Annotated in this window: 13 protein-coding genes; 7 read left to right on the top strand and 6 right to left on the bottom strand. The window is 62.9% G+C overall.

The window, feature by feature from the left end; translation table 11 throughout:
• Positions 1-168: 168 nt before the first annotated feature.
• From HU738_RS00145 to HU738_RS00135, 3 genes are all read right to left on the bottom strand, one after another.
• Entirely contained in the window at positions 169-1,515 is a 1,347-nt protein-coding gene (locus HU738_RS00145; protein WP_186602184.1) for an ATP-binding protein, read from the bottom strand.
• Positions 1,512-2,189, bottom strand: a complete 678-nt coding sequence (locus HU738_RS00140) for a response regulator (protein WP_186602186.1) — start codon at positions 2,187-2,189, stop codon at positions 1,512-1,514. Before HU738_RS00140 ends, HU738_RS00145 begins: the two co-directional genes overlap by 4 nt.
• Before the next feature lie 133 nt (positions 2,190-2,322).
• Positions 2,323-2,928: an outer membrane beta-barrel protein gene (locus HU738_RS00135; protein WP_176509482.1), complete on the bottom strand. Its 606-nt coding sequence runs from the start codon at positions 2,926-2,928 to the stop codon at positions 2,323-2,325.
• A 128-nt stretch (positions 2,929-3,056) separates the two neighbouring features.
• Here HU738_RS00135 and HU738_RS00130 point away from each other — a divergent pair, with 128 nt between their 5' ends.
• Positions 3,057-3,851, top strand: a complete 795-nt coding sequence (locus HU738_RS00130; RefSeq protein ID WP_186602188.1) for a dienelactone hydrolase family protein — start codon at positions 3,057-3,059, stop codon at positions 3,849-3,851.
• 66 nt (positions 3,852-3,917) lie between these two features.
• A complete protein-coding gene (locus HU738_RS00125) occupies positions 3,918-4,619 on the top strand; it encodes a 4'-phosphopantetheinyl transferase family protein (RefSeq protein ID WP_186602190.1) in 702 nt (233 codons plus the stop codon).
• Between the two features lie 3 nt (positions 4,620-4,622).
• On the opposite strand, the gene HU738_RS00120 is transcribed toward HU738_RS00125, so the two are convergent.
• Together HU738_RS00120 and HU738_RS00115 are read right to left on the bottom strand one after the other, a co-directional pair.
• Positions 4,623-6,224: an ATP-binding protein gene (locus HU738_RS00120; RefSeq protein ID WP_186602192.1), complete on the bottom strand. Its 1,602-nt coding sequence runs from the start codon at positions 6,222-6,224 to the stop codon at positions 4,623-4,625.
• Positions 6,221-6,919, bottom strand: coding sequence for a response regulator (locus HU738_RS00115; protein ID WP_054885582.1), 699 nt, complete (start codon positions 6,917-6,919; stop codon positions 6,221-6,223). The genes HU738_RS00120 and HU738_RS00115 overlap by 4 nt, the downstream gene beginning before the upstream one ends.
• Before the next feature lie 663 nt (positions 6,920-7,582).
• Here HU738_RS00115 and HU738_RS00110 point away from each other — a divergent pair.
• The 5 genes from HU738_RS00110 (at position 7,583) to HU738_RS25880 (ending at position 13,938) form a co-directional block, all read left to right on the top strand.
• A complete protein-coding gene (locus HU738_RS00110) occupies positions 7,583-10,462 on the top strand; it encodes a ribonucleoside-diphosphate reductase subunit alpha (RefSeq protein ID WP_186602194.1) in 2,880 nt (959 codons plus the stop codon).
• Between the two features lie 247 nt (positions 10,463-10,709).
• Positions 10,710-11,960: a ribonucleotide-diphosphate reductase subunit beta gene (locus HU738_RS00105; protein WP_054885584.1), complete on the top strand. Its 1,251-nt coding sequence runs from the start codon at positions 10,710-10,712 to the stop codon at positions 11,958-11,960.
• 471 nt (positions 11,961-12,431) lie between these two features.
• The gene (locus tag HU738_RS00100) at positions 12,432-12,734 is read left to right on the top strand and encodes a helix-turn-helix domain-containing protein (RefSeq protein WP_186602196.1); all 303 of its coding nucleotides are present in this window, start codon (positions 12,432-12,434) and stop codon (positions 12,732-12,734) included.
• Complete coding sequence (locus HU738_RS25885) at positions 12,734-13,342, top strand: HipA N-terminal domain-containing protein (RefSeq protein ID WP_225923366.1); 609 nt, start codon at positions 12,734-12,736, stop codon at positions 13,340-13,342. The genes HU738_RS00100 and HU738_RS25885 overlap by 1 nt, the downstream gene beginning before the upstream one ends.
• The gene (locus HU738_RS25880) at positions 13,339-13,938 is read left to right on the top strand and encodes a type II toxin-antitoxin system HipA family toxin (protein WP_225923365.1); all 600 of its coding nucleotides are present in this window, start codon (positions 13,339-13,341) and stop codon (positions 13,936-13,938) included. The genes HU738_RS25885 and HU738_RS25880 overlap by 4 nt, the downstream gene beginning before the upstream one ends.
• Before the next feature lie 376 nt (positions 13,939-14,314).
• Here the strand turns inward: HU738_RS25880 and HU738_RS00090 are convergent, their stop codons facing one another.
• Positions 14,315-16,696 (bottom strand): glucose/quinate/shikimate family membrane-bound PQQ-dependent dehydrogenase, encoded by a 2,382-nt coding sequence (locus HU738_RS00090; RefSeq protein ID WP_186602198.1) that lies wholly within the window; start codon positions 16,694-16,696, stop codon positions 14,315-14,317.
• Between the last annotated feature and the right edge of the window lie 115 nt (positions 16,697-16,811).

The raw sequence follows: 16,811 nt of genomic DNA, 5'->3' as shown, positions 1-16,811 counted from the left end.
AGATAGCAAGGGCGATGCCAAAATGCCCATCTTGGGTGCAGCGCTACTGTTTACGGGCTGTAAATGCCCAACGACGGGGCGATTCTTCCGAGCAATGGTGGCGGATTTCCGCCCGATGGCGGGAAATGTACAAGGGATATGGCGGGAATCCGCCCGCCCGGAGTGGCATCAATCCAGATGGAAGGTGATGCAGAAGACGGCCCCGCCCAACGCGGATTCATCAAGGGTCAGCCCGGCGCCATAGCTGTCGACGATGTCCTTGACCACCGCCAGACCAATACCCTGCCCCGGGTGCTGCCGGTCCAGCCGTTCACCGCGCTCGAGAATCCTCTCACGCTGGTCGGCCGGCACCCCGGGGCCATCGTCCTCGATGCACACCCTCAGCGTGCTAGGTGCCTCCTGCAGGCTCACCCGCACGCGCCCCAGGCTGAGCCGGTAGGCGTTCTCCAGCAGATTGCCCAGCAGTTCCAGCAAGGCCCCCTGCTCCATCGGCACGTGCGACTGTGCCGGTATATCCAGCTCGACCTCGACGCGCTTGTCGCGATAGACCTTGGCCAAGGTGCTGCACAAGCTCTCCAGCACCGGCCGCAACAGCACGTTGTGGCGCACCAGGCCGCTCTTGCGCAGGCTGGCGCGCTGCAGCTGGTAATCGATCTGCTGGCTCATGCGCTCGATCTGGCTCTGCAGCACCCGCGCCTGTTCGCGCTCGCCGGCACGCTGCTGCATGCTCTCGCCCACCCCCTGCAACACCGCCAGCGGGGTCTTCAGGCTGTGGGCCAGATCGCCCAATGAATCGCGGTAACGGGTGCGCTGCTCGCGTTCGCTGCTCAGCAGGCGGTTCAGCGAGCGGGTCAGGCGCAGCAGTTCCCGTGGGTGCTCACCACTGAGGCCATCACGTGCGCCAGACTCCACTTCATCCAGCTCGATACTCAACCGGCGCAACGAACGCAACCCCCAGGTCAGGCCGGCCCAGAGCAGCGCCAGCAAGACCAGCAAGGCCGCGCCAAAGCCCAGGTAGAGTTTTTCGCGCAGGCCATCGAGCGTGGCCCGGTATTCACTCACCGGTTGCAGCGCCACGATGCTGTAGGCCGCGCTCTGGCCACCGAGCAGCTTGATCTCGACGTCATAGACGAAGAACTCTTCGCCATCGTCCTGGCGGATGCGGGCAAACTCGTTGCCGCGCCCGTCGTAGCGCGGGCGGTAGTTGATATGGCGGTCGCTGGTGGCACGCGAGCGCCAGACCAGGTTGCCGTCACGGTCGAAGATATAGCCGAGCAGGCCGGTATAGGGCAGGTTGTAGCGTTCATCCGGGAGCAGGTCTGGCATCTGCAACTGGCCATGCTCGATGCGCGCTGCGGAAATCAGCGTGGTCACGTCCGAAGCCAGGCGCTGCTCGATCGACTCCTGCAGGGCCAGGCTGAAAGCCTTCTGCAAGGCTGGCAACAAGGCCAGCATGAACAGCAGCGCCAGCACCGCGGCCGCCAGCATCAGGCGTACCCGCAGCGAGCGGATCATCGGCAGCGCTCGGTGAACAGGTAGCCCAGGCCGCGCACCGTGTCGATCGGCTTGAAACCGTTCTCGCCCTCGAGTTTGCGGCGCAGGCGGCCGACCAGCACCTCGATCACGTTCGGGTCGCGCTCCTCGTCGCCGGGATAGAGCTGCTCCATCAGACGGTCCTTGGCCACCACCTGCTGGTGATGTCGCATGAGGTACTCGAGGATGCGGTACTCATAGGCCGTCAGTGCCAGCGGCTGTTCATCCAGGGTCGCCTGCTTGCGGTTGAGGTCAAGCACCAGGGGCCCGGCGGCGATGGTCGATTGGGTGAACCCGCTGGAACGGCGCAGCAAGGCGTTCAGGCGTGCCTCGAGTTCTTCGAACTGGAACGGCTTGACCAGATAGTCATCGGCACCGGCAGCCAGGCCTTCGACCTTGTCCTGCCAGTTGCCACGGGCGGTGAGAATAAGGATGGGGAAGGCCTTGCCCTGGCTGCGCAGGCGGCCGATCAGTTCAAGCCCGCTGATGCCCGGCAGGCCAAGGTCGACGATGGCCAGGTCGAAGTGAAAGTGTTCGGCCTGGTACAGCGCCTCTTCGGCATTGGCCACGGCTTCGACCACATGGCCGCTTTCACCCAGACGCGTATGGAGGTGGTGCCGCAGCAGGGCTTCGTCCTCGACCACCAGCAGTTTCATTCAACGCTCCTCATTAATGTACTGCCTGTAACGGCCTTTTCGCGGGGACTGCACAGGTTGTGAAAGCTGTGCGATCCCTGTGGGAGAGGGTTTCCCCGCGAAGAGGCCGGTACAGGATAACCCGGCTCGCCGGTCAGAACTTGTAGGTTGCAGCCAGATACGTCTGAGCACTGCTGGTCAGACGCAAGGTGCCGTCCTTCGGCCCGCCACTGGCGCCCACTTCTGTAGCAGCGTTGGTGCGCAGGTAGCGATACCCCAGCTCCATCGAAGCCTTGTCGGTGATTTCCTGGATCACGCCGGCCTGCAAGCCGACAGCATAACCGTAGTCGGTATCCCGGCTTGCCCCCGGCGAATCCTGAGTCAGCTTGGTCACGCCCAGGCTGCCACCGCCGAACAGCTTGGTTGTGTCCCCCACCGGCAGCAGCAGGTCGTAGCTGCCGAGCAGGTTTTCCTGGCGCAGCTTGTAGCCGCTATGGTCACCGGAAACGTTGTCATAGGTCATGTAGTAGCGGGCCTGGTCATTGATCTTGCCCAGGCGCACACCCCAGGTATCGTCCTTGCCAATGATGCCGTCGGCGTTCAGGTGGTCGGTGTTGCTCTGCAGCAGCCCGGACTTGCGTACTTTGTCGCTGGTCTGGCCGTAGGTGAGGCTGGCGAAGGTGTCATCGGCGGCCTGGGCAGTGGTCATGCCAGCGGCGCACACGGCCATGGCAGCGAGCAGGGTGTTGAAGGTTTTCATGACTTCTTACTCCAGTTGAATGCGCTGTTGCGGTCTGGAAGCTAGAGTAAGCAGGGTGCCCTGAACCGCGGCTGAACCCTGACTGAACCGCGGCTGAACGATTCGTGTGCAAACAAGGAGTAGTCAACATGCGTGCCCTGCTGGCCCTGATTCTGATGTGCAGCGCCGTCTTCGCCCAAGCGGCAGTGCAGACCCGCGAGATCCGTTACCAAGATAAAGACGGCACCGCGTTGATCGGCTATTACGCCTACGACGACGCCGTCAAGGGCGAACGCCCGGGCGTGCTGGTGGTGCACGAGTGGTGGGGGCTGAACGACTACGCCAAACGCCGTGCCCGTGACCTCGCCGCGTTGGGCTACAGCGCGTTGGCCATCGACATGTATGGCGAAGGCAAGCACACCGAGCACCCACAGGATGCCCAGGCGTTCATGGCCGAGGCGATGAAGGACCCGGCGGTATCGGCCACGCGCTTTGACGCTGGGTTGGAAATGCTGAAGAAACAGCCCTACACCGACAAGCACAAGCTCGGCGCGGTGGGTTACTGCTTCGGCGGCAAGGTGGTGCTGGATGCCGCACGCCGGGGTGAACACCTGGATGCCGTGGTGAGTTTCCACGGCGCGCTGGCCACCCAGACACCAGTCACCGAGCCTGGCAAGGTGCGGGCCTACGTGCTGGTCGAGCACGGCGCGGCGGACAGCATGGTCACCCCGCAACAAGTGGATGCCTTCAGGAAGGAGATGGACGCGGCCAAGGTCAACTACCAGTTCGTCAGCATTCCCGGCGCCAAGCATGGCTTCACCAACCCGGATGCGGACCGACTGAGCCATGGTGATCATGGCGGGCCCGACATTGGCTACAACGAGGCGGCGGACAAGAGCTCCTGGGCGGACATGCAGGCGTTCTTCAAGCAAGTGTTCAAGTAAAGATGGCAGGGGCCGCTTTGCGGCCCCATCTCCCACATGCGACTCACGACTGGCACAATACCGGTCATGAACACACTCCCCGCCTGCTGCGCCCCGCTCCAGCATCACTGGCCCCTGCCCCGCCCACTGCCCGGCGCAGTGCTGGTCAGCTGTGCCTTCGACCCCGCCCACCTGGCCGCCGATGACTTCCAGCGCGCCGGCATCGTGCCCAGTGCCAGCCTGCGGCGTTCGGTGGCCAAGCGCCAGGCCGAGTACCTGGCCGGCCGCGTTTGCGCCCGCGCTGCACTGCAGCGCCTGGATGGCCGCGACTACGTGCCCGGCAGCCATGAGGACCGCTCGCCGATCTGGCCCACGGGTATCCACGGCTCGATCACTCACGGCAAAGGCTGGGCCGCTGCGGTGGTCGCTGCCGAGGGCACCTGCCGTAGCCTCGGCCTGGACCAGGAAGCGCTGCTGGAAGACGAGCGCGCCGAGCGGCTCATGGGCGAGATCCTGACGCCCGCCGAACGCGAACGGCTGGCCCCTGGCCAGCTGGGCCTCACGGTCACCCTGACCTTCTCGTTCAAGGAAAGCCTGTTCAAGGCCCTCTACCCGCTCACCCGGCAGCGCTTCTATTTCGAGCATGCCGAAGTGCTGGCGTGGTCCGCCGATGGCCTGGCGCGTCTACGCCTGCTCACTGACCTGTCGCCGCAGTGGCGACACGGCGCCGAAGTCGAAGGCCAGTTCTGCCTGCAGGACGGCCACCTGCTCAGCCTGATCAGCGTCTGAGCCTTACTGCGGAGCCTGTTCACGCGGCCAGCTGAGGCTGAAGCAGGCCCCGCCCAGCGCCTCGCTGCGCCCCACCGTGGCCCGGCCTGCGTGCCAGTAGATGATCCGTCGCACGATCGACAGGCCCAGGCCATGCCCTCCGGAAGCGCGGGTGCGACTGTCATCGAGCCGGGTGAAGGGGGTGAAGATGCGATCCCACACCCCCTCGGGGATCCCCGGGCCATCGTCTTCGACATCGATGCGGCAACGCTGCTGCCCCAACTGGTAGCTCAGGCGCACTTCACTGCTGGCGTGACGCAAGGCATTGCTCACCAGATTCTGCAGCGCACGATGCAGGTAGCGCGGTTCGGCCTCGACCCAGCAGCCGTCGCTGGCCAGGCACGCCCCGCGCAGCAAACGGACCTTGCTGTTGAGCGGCGCCAGTTCTTCGATCACCCGGTCGAGCAAGGCATCCAGTTCGACCCGCTGGAACTTCAGCGCCGGGGCGCCCTGCTCCAGCCGCGCATAGGTGAGCATCTCGTCGACCAGCTGGTCCAGGTCCTGGATATCGCCATCCATGCCGGCCAGGTGCTTGGCGCGGGCCTGCTCGGTGGGCGCACTTTCGATCATCTCCAGGCCAAAGCGCAGGCGTGCCACCGGGGTGCGCAGTTCATGCGACACCGCACGCACCAGTTCGCGTTGCATGTTCAGCGAACGTTGCAGGTGCTCGGCCATGCCATTGAATGCCGCAGCCAGGCGCCCCACCGAATCGGCATCACCGGCCGGCACGCGGGTGTCCAGGCTGCCTTGGGCGATACGCGTGGCAGCGATTTCCATGCCTGACACGCGCCGCTCCAGCTGGCGCACCAGCAGGTACACCACCAGGCCGATGAGGCAGAGGCCAAGAAAGGCAATCAGGATCAGCAGCTGCGGTGGATAAGGGTTGAGTTGATAGAGCGGACCGATCTCCAGCACCAACGGCGAACCTGGCAGGCCGGCGAACACACGGATGGAGTCACCATCGCGACCCAGCGCCATCACTGTATCCCCCTCCTCCACCCGGCGCCGCTGGTCGTCGTCCAGGCCGACCCGCTCGATGCGCTGCAGGGCGACGCCAAAGCCGAAGCCCTTGCTCCGGGTGATGTCCGCCAGGCGCTGCTGCTGCTCGGTCACCGGGTAGCGCACCAGCTCATCGGCCAACAGATAAAGCGTGGCACGCGCCAGCTGCTCGCTGACCTGCTTGACCTGAGCCACCAGCATCAGGTCCTCCTGGCCGACCTTGCGCAGCACCTGGGCGGCGTGTGGCCCGGTCTTCTCCACCACCACCAGGCCACGGTTCAGGCGAGCGCGCTGGCCGCCATCGAGGGTACGCGCCGACATCGGCTGCAGCGCCAGCGGCACGCCCAGCAAGCGCTCCCACATCAACAGCGAGCGCTTGCGCTCGGTTTCGTTCTGCTGCGCCAGGTTGTCGGCCATCAGGCTGAACGTGCCCTGGGCCAGGCGTTCGCGGTGCTGGGCCGCGCGCACTTCGTTGACCCAGTGCAGGCTGAGCGCGCCGAGCAGCGCCACCAGCACCAGCACCGCGAGCATGCCGCCGTAGATGCGCAGGAATATCGAGCGGTTCATGGGGCATCGCCGACGAACAGGTAGCCCTTGCTGCGCAGCGTCTTGATCAGCCGCGGGTGGATCGGGTCGTCGCCGATCTTGGGGCGAATCCTGGAAATGCGCACGTCGATGGAACGGTCCTGGCCGTCGTAGCCGACCCCGCGCAAGGCGGTGAAGATCTGCTCACGCGACAGCACTCGCCCGGCGTTGCTGGCCAGCAGCCAGAGCAGGTCGAATTCAGCGCCGGTGAGGTCGATCTGCTGCGCGCCGAGCCAGGCCTCGCGCAGGCGATTGTCGATGCGCAACGCACCGAAGGCCAGGTCATGGCGCTTGGACTCTGGGCTTTCACTGCGCCGCAGCAGGGCCTGGATCCGCGCCAGCAGCAAACGCGGACGCACCGGCTTGCACACGTAGTCGTCGGCCCCCAGGTCCAGCCCCTGGACCTGATCGAGTTCGTCGCTGCGGGCCGTCAGCATCAGGATCGGGCCGGGGTACTGGCCACGCACGCGACGGCAGATGCTCAGCCCGTCTTCGCCGGGCAGCATCAGGTCGAGGATCACCAGGTCCGGCTGGCTGTCGACGATGCGGCGCGCAGCGCGGGCGCCATCGCCCTCGACGGCGACCTCGTAGCCGTTGGCCTGCAGGTATTCGGCGGTGAGTTCGGCCAGGCGCTGGTCGTCTTCGACGATGAGGATGCGATTGCTGGGTTGGTCCATGGCCCCTGCCTTTGGATTATTGTTTTTCTGTCGGTACCGGCCTTTAACCAAAAGGCAACATCACCCCCGGATACTACGTGCCGCCCGCCAGTACTGCCAACCTGCCCGCCGGTAGCCTCGACTGAACCGTTTTTTGTGGTAGGGTGCGCGCCCGAAAAATTCTGGTTGCGGCCAGCAGCCCTCTGAAAAATAGTGCAAACCTCTTGGTACAAGGCCTACAGGGAATACCCACTATTCACTCACAAAGTACGCACAACTTATCCACAGGCGATTGCCTTGCAAAGCCCCTAAGACCGCATTATCTTGTATCCCTATCGCAACGAACCACTAGATGTTGGGGTTGACCTTTCGTCACCAACACCAGTCAGCGCAGAAATTCAAGCGATATTTCTGGCAGAACTTTACGTGGTTTCATAAGCCAAACCGCTCCAGCGGAAGCATTTGAGAGCAACAGCTTTCGGGGTCATCCCGGTGAGCATTTGACTTCGGCCAGGGAGCGGCAGGTTATTGCCCCTTATTCCTGATCTGTCCCGAAGTCGGTACGCCCGAGCGGGTGGATGCGCGTGCATGACGCATCCTCGCCAAGGCCATCGAGCAAGTGGACGGAACGGTGGGCGCCGAAAAAGCGCCTGAACACTATAGAAATTGTGGAGACACCCACCCATGCAAACCGACACAACTCGCGAGAACCCGCAGGCTTTGGCGCCGCAGGCCGCCGATTCCAATCAGGATCTGGCCGCCACCGCTCCGGGCCAACTGCGCGTGATCAAGCGCAACGGCACTGTCGTTCCCTACACCGACGACAAGATCACCGTGGCCATCACCAAGGCGTTCCTCGCAGTTGAAGGCGGCACCGCCGCTGCCTCGTCGCGCATTCACGACACCGTTGCGCGCCTGACCGAGCAGGTCACCGCCACGTTCAAGCGTCGCATGCCATCGGGTGGCACCATCCACATCGAAGAAATCCAGGACCAGGTCGAACTGGCCCTGATGCGTGCCGGCGAGCAGAAGGTCGCCCGTGACTACGTGATCTACCGCGACCAGCGCGCCAAGGAGCGCGCGACCCGCAGCAACGCCGAGGCCGTGGTCGAGCCGCACCCAAGCATCCGCATCACCCTGGCCGACGGCAGCCTGGCGCCGCTGGACATGGCGCGCCTGAACACCATCATCAGCGAAGCCTGCGAAGGCCTGGCCGAAGTCGATGGCGACCTGATCCAGCGCGAAACCCTGAAGAACCTGTACGACGGCGTAGCCATCAAGGACGTCAACACCGCCCTGGTGATGACCGCCCGTACCCTGGTCGAGCGTGAGCCGAACTACTCGTTCGTCACCGCCCGCCTGCTGATGGACACCCTGCGTGCCGAAGGCCTGGGCTTCCTCAACGTTGCCGACAGCGCCACCCACCACGAGATGGCCGACCTGTACGCCAAGGCCCTGCCAGCCTATGTCGCCAAAGGTATCGAGTTCGAACTGCTGAACCCGGCCCTGGCCGACTTCGACCTGGAAAAACTGGGCAAGGCGATCAACCACGAGCGCGACCAGCAGTTCACCTATCTGGGCCTGCAGACCTTGTACGACCGCTACTTCATCCACAAGGATGGCGTGCGCTTCGAGCTGCCACAGGTGTTCTTCATGCGTGTGGCCATGGGCCTGGCGCTGGAAGAGAAAGATAAAGAAGCCCGTGCGATCGAGTTCTACAACCTGCTCTCGTCGTTCGACTACATGGCTTCGACGCCGACCCTGTTCAACGCCGGTACCCTGCGTCCACAGCTGTCGAGCTGCTACCTGACCACCGTGCCGGACGACCTGTCGGGCATCTACCACGCGATCCACGACAACGCCATGCTGTCGAAATTCGCTGGTGGCCTGGGCAACGACTGGACCCCTGTGCGTGCACTGGGCTCCTACATCAAGGGCACCAATGGCAAATCCCAGGGCGTCGTGCCGTTCCTGAAAGTGGTCAACGACACCGCCGTAGCCGTCAACCAGGGTGGCAAGCGCAAAGGCGCCGTGTGTGCCTACCTGGAAACCTGGCACCTGGACATCGAAGAATTCATCGAGCTGCGCAAGAACACCGGTGATGACCGCCGTCGTACCCACGACATGAACACCGCCAACTGGATCCCTGACCTGTTCATGAAGCGCGTCTTCGATGACGGCAAGTGGACCCTGTTCTCGCCATCGGAAGTGCCTGATCTGCACGACCTGACCGGCAAGGCCTTCGAAGAGCGCTACGAGTACTACGAAGCCCTGACCGAGTACAACAAGATCAAGGTGTTCAAGACCATCCAGGCCAAAGACCTGTGGCGCAAGATGCTGTCGATGCTGTTCGAGACCGGCCACCCGTGGCTGACCTTCAAGGACCCGTGCAACCTGCGTTCGCCGCAGCAGCACGTGGGCGTGGTCCACAGCTCGAACCTGTGCACCGAGATCACCCTGAACACCAACAAGGACGAGATCGCGGTCTGCAACCTGGGCTCGATCAACCTGCCGAACCACATCGTCGACGGCAAGCTGGACACCGCCAAGCTGCAACGCACCGTGAACACCGCCGTGCGCATGCTCGACAACGTGATCGACATCAACTACTACTCGGTGCCGCAAGCGCGTAACTCGAACTTCAAGCACCGCCCGGTCGGCCTCGGCATCATGGGCTTCCAGGACGCGCTGTACCTGCAGCACATCCCGTACGGCTCCGACGCTGCCGTCGAGTTCGCCGACAAGTCGATGGAAGCGGTCAGCTACTACGCGATCCAGGCTTCCTGCGACCTGGCCGACGAACGTGGCGCCTACGAGACGTTCCAGGGTTCGCTGTGGTCCAAGGGCATCCTGCCGCTGGATTCGCAACAGATCCTGATCGAAGCCCGTGGCCAGAAGTACATCGACGTCAACCTGGAAGAGTCGCTGGACTGGGCGCCGGTCCGTGCCCGCGTGCAGAAAGGCATTCGTAACTCGAACATCATGGCCATCGCGCCAACCGCGACCATCGCCAACATCACCGGCGTGTCGCAGTCGATCGAGCCGACCTACCAGAACCTGTACGTGAAATCGAACCTGTCAGGCGAATTCACCGTGATCAACCCATACCTGGTCCGTGACCTGAAGGCTCGCGGCCTGTGGGACTCGGTGATGATCAACGACCTGAAGTACTACGACGGTTCGGTGCAGCAGATCGAGCGTATCCCGCAAGAGCTGAAGGACCTGTACGCCACCGCGTTCGAAGTCGAGACCAAGTGGATCGTCGACGCCGCCTCGCGTCGCCAGAAGTGGATCGACCAGGCCCAGTCGCTGAACCTGTACATCGCCGGCGCCTCGGGCAAGAAGCTGGACGTGACCTACCGCATGGCCTGGTACCGTGGCCTGAAGACCACTTACTACCTCCGTGCCCTGGCCGCGACCAGCACCGAGAAGTCGACCATCAACACCGGCAAGCTCAACGCCGTTTCCAGCGGTGGCGACAGCGCCCCGGTCCAGGCAGCGGGCCCAGCGCCAGTGCCGAAGGCCTGCGCGATCGACGAGCCTGACTGCGAAGCCTGCCAGTAAGGCCAGGCCGAGGCTTCCTTCGGGAAGCCTCGACGCGTTATCCGCATCGCTGCGGACCCTGTGGGCGCGGGTTTACCCGCGATGAGGCCGGCACTCCCCGCCGCCTCTCCACAGCCAGACACAATAAGCCGTGACTGCAAAGCCCCGGCCAGCCCTCCCCGGGCATTCCAGATTTGCGTGCACCGCACCGCAACCAAGATCCACCGGCCATACTCCATAGATGGCCCTCAAGCAGGAGAATCTCACCATGCTGAGCTGGGACGAATTCGATAAAGAAGACGGCGAAGTCGCCGCCAAAGGCAACACCCCTGCGCAGGCCACTGCCGCCGCCACCCTCGACAAGCTCGACAGCGCCGGCGGTGCCGCCGCCCTGGAAGCCCGTGCCGCCACCGCCTCGGACTCCGACGCCGTGAAGCGCGCCAAGGCCGCCCTGGACGCCCTCGACATCGCCGAAGGCCTGGCCGAGCTGGAAGGCTCCTCGGCCCGCGTCGCCGTTGACGAAAAGCGCATGATCAACTGCCGCGCCGACCTCAACCAGCTGGTACCGTTCAAGTACGACTGGGCCTGGCAGAAGTACCTCGACGGCTGCGCCAACCACTGGATGCCGCAGGAGGTCAACATGACCGCCGACATCGCCCTGTGGAAGAGCATGGACGGCCTGACCGAAGACGAGCGCCGCATCGTCATGCGCAACCTCGGCTTCTTCTCCACCGCCGACTCGCTGGTTGCCAACAACCTGGCCCTGGCCGTGTACCGCCTGATCACCAACCCGGAGTGCCGCCAGTACATCCTGCGCCAGGCTTTCGAAGAGGCGATCCACACCCACGCCTACCAGTACTGCATCGAGTCGCTGGGCATGGATGAAGGCGAGATCTTCAACATGTACCACGAGATCCCGTCGGTCGCGAAGAAAGCCGCCTGGGGCCTGAAGTACACCCGCGCCATCTCCGACCCGGAATTCAACACCGGCACCGTCGAGACCGACAAAGAGCTGCTGCGCAACCTGATCGCCTACTACTGCGTACTGGAAGGCATCTTCTTCTACTGCGGCTTCACCCAGATCCTGTCGATGGGCCGCCGCAACAAGATGACCGGCGTCGCCGAGCAGTTCCAGTACATCCTGCGTGACGAGTCGATGCACCTGAACTTCGGTATCGACGTGATCAACCAGATCAAGATCGAGAACCCGCACCTGTGGGACGCGGCGATGAAGGAAGAAGCGACCCAGATGATCCTGCAAGGGACCCAGCTGGAGATCGAATACGCCCGTGACACCATGCCACGCGGCGTGCTGGGCATGAACGCCGCGATGATGGAGGACTACCTCAAGTTCATCGCCAACCGTCGCCTGACCCAGATTGGCCTGAAGGAAGAGTACCCAGGGACTACCAACCCGTTCCCATGGATGAGCGAGATCATGGACTTGAAGAAGGAGAAGAACTTCTTCGAGACTCGCGTGATCGAGTATCAGACTGGTGGTGCGCTGAGCTGGGACTGATCGTCCGGGCTGAGCATCGAGAAGGCTGCCGAATGGCAGCCTTTTTTATTGGCTGCAAGGGAGTGTGCTCAGCGGGCGCTCAGACTACACGGGGTCTAGCTGGGCTACGCAGGTACTCCAGGAAGCGGGCTAACGCCGTCTGGCAAACGACTCGATGCCTGGCACCGGCTGTGCCGGTGTTCGCGGGCAAGCCCGCTCCCACAGGATTTGCGTATCGCTCACAGCCTGGCGATATCTGCGCCGTCCTCATCGCTGGCAAGGCCAGCTCCCGCAGGTACCTATAGATCCCAGTACAACGGAGATCCTGTGGGAGCGGGCTTGCCCGCGAACACCGGCACAGCCGGTGCCATTCACCATGTCTCCTGATGTGTGCAGTGGGTAATGTATAACGCCCGGACATACCTCCCTGAATGATAAGACCTGCTATAGTAGTTTTTATATTTCATAAGCACTGTTATAGCAGGCCTTAAAATGAATGTTTTTCCCTTGGCATGCGCCGATAGGCTAATGAAAATAGGGCTTCTGGCCAAAACCAGACGCCTTGAACGAAAAATTCGCCAAAAAGACCTCGCCGTTCAATCCGGCTTGTCCATCACCACGCTCGCCAAAATTGAAGCAGGTACGCCGACTGTGGAGATGCGTAGCTACATGATCGCGCTGTGGCACCTCGGCTTGCTCGACGAGGTATTCCAGGACGTGCCGATGTCTTCGCCGGCCTCCTTCGCCACTGAGCACAGGGTACGCCTCAAGAACGTGACCGAGGATGATTTCTGATGACGGTGATCTACCTCTACATGCAGATGCCAGACTCGCTGGAGGTTTCCACTATCGGGCGGTTGAGCGTGGAGAACAATGTTGGCGAGTTCGTCTACAACCCAGCCCATGTCGAAGCTGGGGGTTGGATACCTGATGCTGCGCGCTACCCACTTCGAACGCAGCCGTACAAACGCATCACCAAGAACCGGGGCATACCTGGATTCATCCGGGATGCGGCCCCTGATGGCTGGGGTGAGCACCTGGTTGCGCGAGAGCACGGTGACCAAAAGGATGCCATTGGTTTTATTCTGAAGTCGCCAAACCATGACCGTACGGGGAACCTCATGGCGGGCGCTGGCCGCAAGCCACCTGCCGGTATCGGCCAGGCTGGACTGGGCAAGATCACCCAACTGGAAGCCTTTATTCAATTTGCAGACGGTGTGCAAGGTGGATTTCCACGCGATACCGACAACGCGACAAAAGCAACGCTGCAGCAGCGCTCGTCACTGGGCGGTGCTCGCCCCAAATGCACACTGATCAATGAAGACCGGCTGCTGCTGGCCAAGCCAAGGGACCGCCACGATGCCTACGATGTGCCGGCGCTTGAACATGCCTGCATGACATGAACGTGGCGCGTGTGCACTTGCACCGTGGTCGGGTAAACACGTTACTGGTCGAACGCTTCGACCGAGTGCCCGCTGACGACGGACATTTCTATCGCATCCCCATGTTGAGCGGTTTGACATTACTCGACAGTGACTGGAACAACCCGCTGGGCTGGGCGCACGAGTGGCACTATGGATTGCTCGTAGACGAAATGAGCCGCCGGGGTGTGCCGCTGAATGATCTCCAGGAGCTGTTCAAGCGTATCTGTTTCAACATTCTGGTTGGCAACGATGATGACCATCCCAACAACGTGGCCGTGCTTTACCTGAATGGCCGTTGGCGGCTGTCACCCATGTATGACGTGGTGCCGACCACCGAAGGCGATGCACCTACCAGCCTCGCCATGGGCGTCGGGAGTTTCGGAAAGGAACTGTCGCGGCGCAATTTGCTGAGCCAGGTTGGCCACTATGGCCTATCTCACACCCAGGCAGAATCAATCATTGATGAAGTGGCTGGATGGGAAGCTGAATTAGCGGCGCACTATCAACAGCATCTGCAACGTGCTGAGCTTGAGCTGGCATTAGCCGCCATCGGCGCAGATAAGCTGCGCATCTGATACTTTCGAACCTAGAGGTCTTCGAACTGAACCCTAATGCGCAGGGGAGACGACAGTCGCTCTGCCACAGTCGCAATCAGCTCCTGTTTGGGAACAGCATGATCGACAGGCAGGTAAGCTTTGCAGGAAGCCGGTAACGCCTGTTGTGTGTGGCGCATGCGCTTGGTTTTAGGCATACAAAACAAGAGGCCTCGCCCACGCCGACAGGAGGGGTACGGCACACTCAGTAGCCATGTGCCGGGACTGGACTTGCCAGTCTACGTGGTCGAGGGCGAGGCCTCGGATGAGTATAAAACTTTCCGGATTATGCCAGTCAGACAGATGTTCGGCATAAAGCGGCCCTCTCACGACACAAGGCCGCTCCTGCAAAAAAGCGTTACTCCGGCAAGGCAAACGCCATCACATAGTCCCCTTGCCTGGTCCCCAGCGAGCCATGCCCGCCGGCCATCACCAGCACATACTGGCGCCCGTCCTTGCCGGTGTAGGTCATCGGTGTGGTCTGCGCCCCTGCCGGCAACCGCCCTTCCCAGAGCACCTTGCCGTCGCGTACGTCATAGGCACGCAGGTACTGGTCGAGGGTGCCGCTGAGGAACGCCAGGCCGCTGGCGGTGGTGAAGGCCCCGCCCAGGCTCGGTACGCCCATGGTCAGCGGGATCGGTACTGGCGAGCTGTCCCGCACAGTGCCGTTCTTGTGCTTCCAGATCACCTTGTGCGTGGTCAGGTCCACGGCCGCCACGTAGCCCCAGGACGGTGCCTGGCACGGCAGCCCCATCGGCGACAGGAAAGCGCTCATGATCACACCATACGGCGCCCCCTTGTTCGGCTGAATGCCTTCGGTCTCGCTCTTGCGCGCCGGCTGCCCGGCAATCTTGGACGCTGGCACCAGCTGTGACTTGAAGGCCATGTAGCTGGGGTTGACGAAGGCGATCTGGCGCACCGGGTCGACGGCAATGCCACCCCAGTCGAACACCCCGAAGTTGCCCGGATACACCAGCGAGCCCTGCAGCGACGGCGGGGTGTAGATGCCTTCATAGCGCAGCGAACGGAAGTCGATGCGGCAGAGCATCTGGTCGAACGGCGTCACGCCCCACATGTCGCGCTCGTGCAGGGTCGGCGGCATGAAGTTGAGTTCGGACATCGGCTGGGTCGGCGAGGTGTGGTCGCCTTCCACCGCACCTTGTGGCACTGGCGTTTCGTGAATCGGCACCAGCGGCTGGCCATTGCTGCGGTCGAGCACGTAGATGCTGCCCTGCTTGGTCGACGCCATGACCGCAGGCTTCACCCCTTCGGCAGTCTTGATGTCGATCAGGCTTGGCTGGCCGCCGACGTCCATGTCCCACAAGTCGTGGTGGGTGAACTGGTAGTTCCAGCGCACCTTGCCGGTGGCGATGTCCAGGGCCACCAGGCCCGCACTGAACTTCTCGGCTTCCGGCGTGCGGTTGCCCCCCCACTGGTCGGGCATCTGGTTGCCCATGGGCAGGTACAGCAGGCCAAGCTTTTCGTCGGCGCTGATCACCGACCACACGTTCGGCGAGTTGCGGGTGTAGAACTCGCCGTCGGCGATTGGCGTGGTGGCGTCGGGCTTGCCGCTGTCCCAGTTCCATACCAGCTTGCCGGTGATCGCGTCGTAGGCGCGCACCACACCGGACGGCTCGTCGGTGGAGACGTTGTCGGTGACATGGCCGCCGAGCACCAGCAGGCCACCGGCCACGGTGGGCGGCGAGGTGGAGTAGTAGCCACCGGGGGCGAAGCTGCCGATATTGCGGGTCAGGTCGATCTGGCCCTTGTCGCCAAAGCCTTCGCACTGCTTGCCGGTGTCGGCATCCAGGGCGATCAGGCGGGTGTCGGCGGTAGGCACATAGACGCGCTTGGCACAGGCTTGCCCGTCAACCGGGCTGGCCTGCGACCTGGCCGTGTCGTAGTAGGCCACGCCGCGGCAGGTCATGTGCGCCCAACCCTTGAAGTTGGCGGCGTTCTGGGTGCTGAGCTTGGGGTCGAAGCGCCAGAGTTCCTTGCCGCTGTCCGGGTCCAGGGCGATCACCTGACTGTGCGGGGTGCACACGTAGAGCTTGCCGTTGACCTTGAGCGGGGTGTTTTCCGCCGTTGTCTCGCCCGGGTCATTGGGACCGGGGATGTCGCCGGTGCGGTAGGTCCAGGCCAGCTTGAGCTTGCCGACGTTCTCCGGGGTGATTTGCTTGAGTGGCGAATAGCGGTCGCCAAATTCAGTGCGGCCATAGGATTGCCAGTCCCCCTCAGGCATTTGCGGTGCGGCACTGGTGGTGCCTGCGGTTTCCCGGTCGAGGCGGCCGACGAGGGTATTGGGGCTGGTGAACTGGCTGGCCAAGGCCATCAGCCCGGCCACTACCACCGCCAGACCCAGCACGCCATTGCCCAGCAGGTAAGGCTGACCGAGGGTCAGCGGCCTGCGCAGCCAAGGCAACAGCAAGACCAGGCCAAGGACGAACCAGAGCGCCAGGCGTGGTACCAGTTGCCACCAGTCCAGGCCTACCTCCATCACTGACCACAGCGTGCTCAGCAGCAACACGATGCCATATACGCTCAGCGCCTCGCGCCGCACGGCCAGCAGCAAACCAGCGGTGATCAGCAAGCCGATGCCGGCCAACAGGTAGTACAGCGAGCCGCCGAGGCCCATCAGCTTGATGCCACCGGCCACCAGGGCCAGGCCCATCAGCAGAAAGAGCACGCCTAGCAGCCTGGGCAGCAAGGGTGAGGGTTGTGAAGCACGGGTTGTGCTCATGGGTGAATTCTCCGTTTCCATTGGACTGAATCGATTAGCCCTTCAGCAGCGAAGAATAGTATTACGAAATGATTCTGCGTCTAACCGTCGCGGCAAAGTCACTCCGTTGCCGCAA

The organism is Pseudomonas vlassakiae, assembly GCF_014269035.2.
GTDB lineage: Bacteria > Pseudomonadota > Gammaproteobacteria > Pseudomonadales > Pseudomonadaceae > Aquipseudomonas > Aquipseudomonas vlassakiae.
This window is presented reverse-complemented; position numbering and strand designations above follow the sequence as displayed.

Excerpts from the sequence above, each read along its gene's own strand:
- HU738_RS00120 (WP_186602192.1), bottom strand. The coding sequence starts at position 6,224 with ATGAACCGCTCGATATTCCTGCGCATCTACGGCGGCATGCTCGCGGTG.
- HU738_RS00145 (WP_186602184.1), bottom strand. The coding sequence starts at position 1,515 with ATGATCCGCTCGCTGCGGGTACGCCTGATGCTGGCGGCCGCGGTGCTG.
- HU738_RS00110 (WP_186602194.1), top strand. The coding sequence starts at position 7,583 with ATGCAAACCGACACAACTCGCGAGAACCCGCAGGCTTTGGCGCCGCAG.
- HU738_RS00135 (WP_176509482.1), bottom strand. The coding sequence starts at position 2,928 with ATGAAAACCTTCAACACCCTGCTCGCTGCCATGGCCGTGTGCGCCGCT.
- HU738_RS25885 (WP_225923366.1), top strand. The coding sequence starts at position 12,734 with ATGACGGTGATCTACCTCTACATGCAGATGCCAGACTCGCTGGAGGTT.
- HU738_RS00125 (WP_186602190.1), top strand. The coding sequence starts at position 3,918 with ATGAACACACTCCCCGCCTGCTGCGCCCCGCTCCAGCATCACTGGCCC.
- HU738_RS00105 (WP_054885584.1), top strand. The coding sequence starts at position 10,710 with ATGCTGAGCTGGGACGAATTCGATAAAGAAGACGGCGAAGTCGCCGCC.
- HU738_RS00090 (WP_186602198.1), bottom strand. The coding sequence starts at position 16,696 with ATGAGCACAACCCGTGCTTCACAACCCTCACCCTTGCTGCCCAGGCTG.
- HU738_RS00130 (WP_186602188.1), top strand. The coding sequence starts at position 3,057 with ATGCGTGCCCTGCTGGCCCTGATTCTGATGTGCAGCGCCGTCTTCGCC.
- HU738_RS25880 (WP_225923365.1), top strand. The coding sequence starts at position 13,339 with ATGAACGTGGCGCGTGTGCACTTGCACCGTGGTCGGGTAAACACGTTA.
- HU738_RS00140 (WP_186602186.1), bottom strand. The coding sequence starts at position 2,189 with ATGAAACTGCTGGTGGTCGAGGACGAAGCCCTGCTGCGGCACCACCTC.
- HU738_RS00100 (WP_186602196.1), top strand. The coding sequence starts at position 12,432 with ATGAATGTTTTTCCCTTGGCATGCGCCGATAGGCTAATGAAAATAGGG.
- HU738_RS00115 (WP_054885582.1), bottom strand. The coding sequence starts at position 6,919 with ATGGACCAACCCAGCAATCGCATCCTCATCGTCGAAGACGACCAGCGC.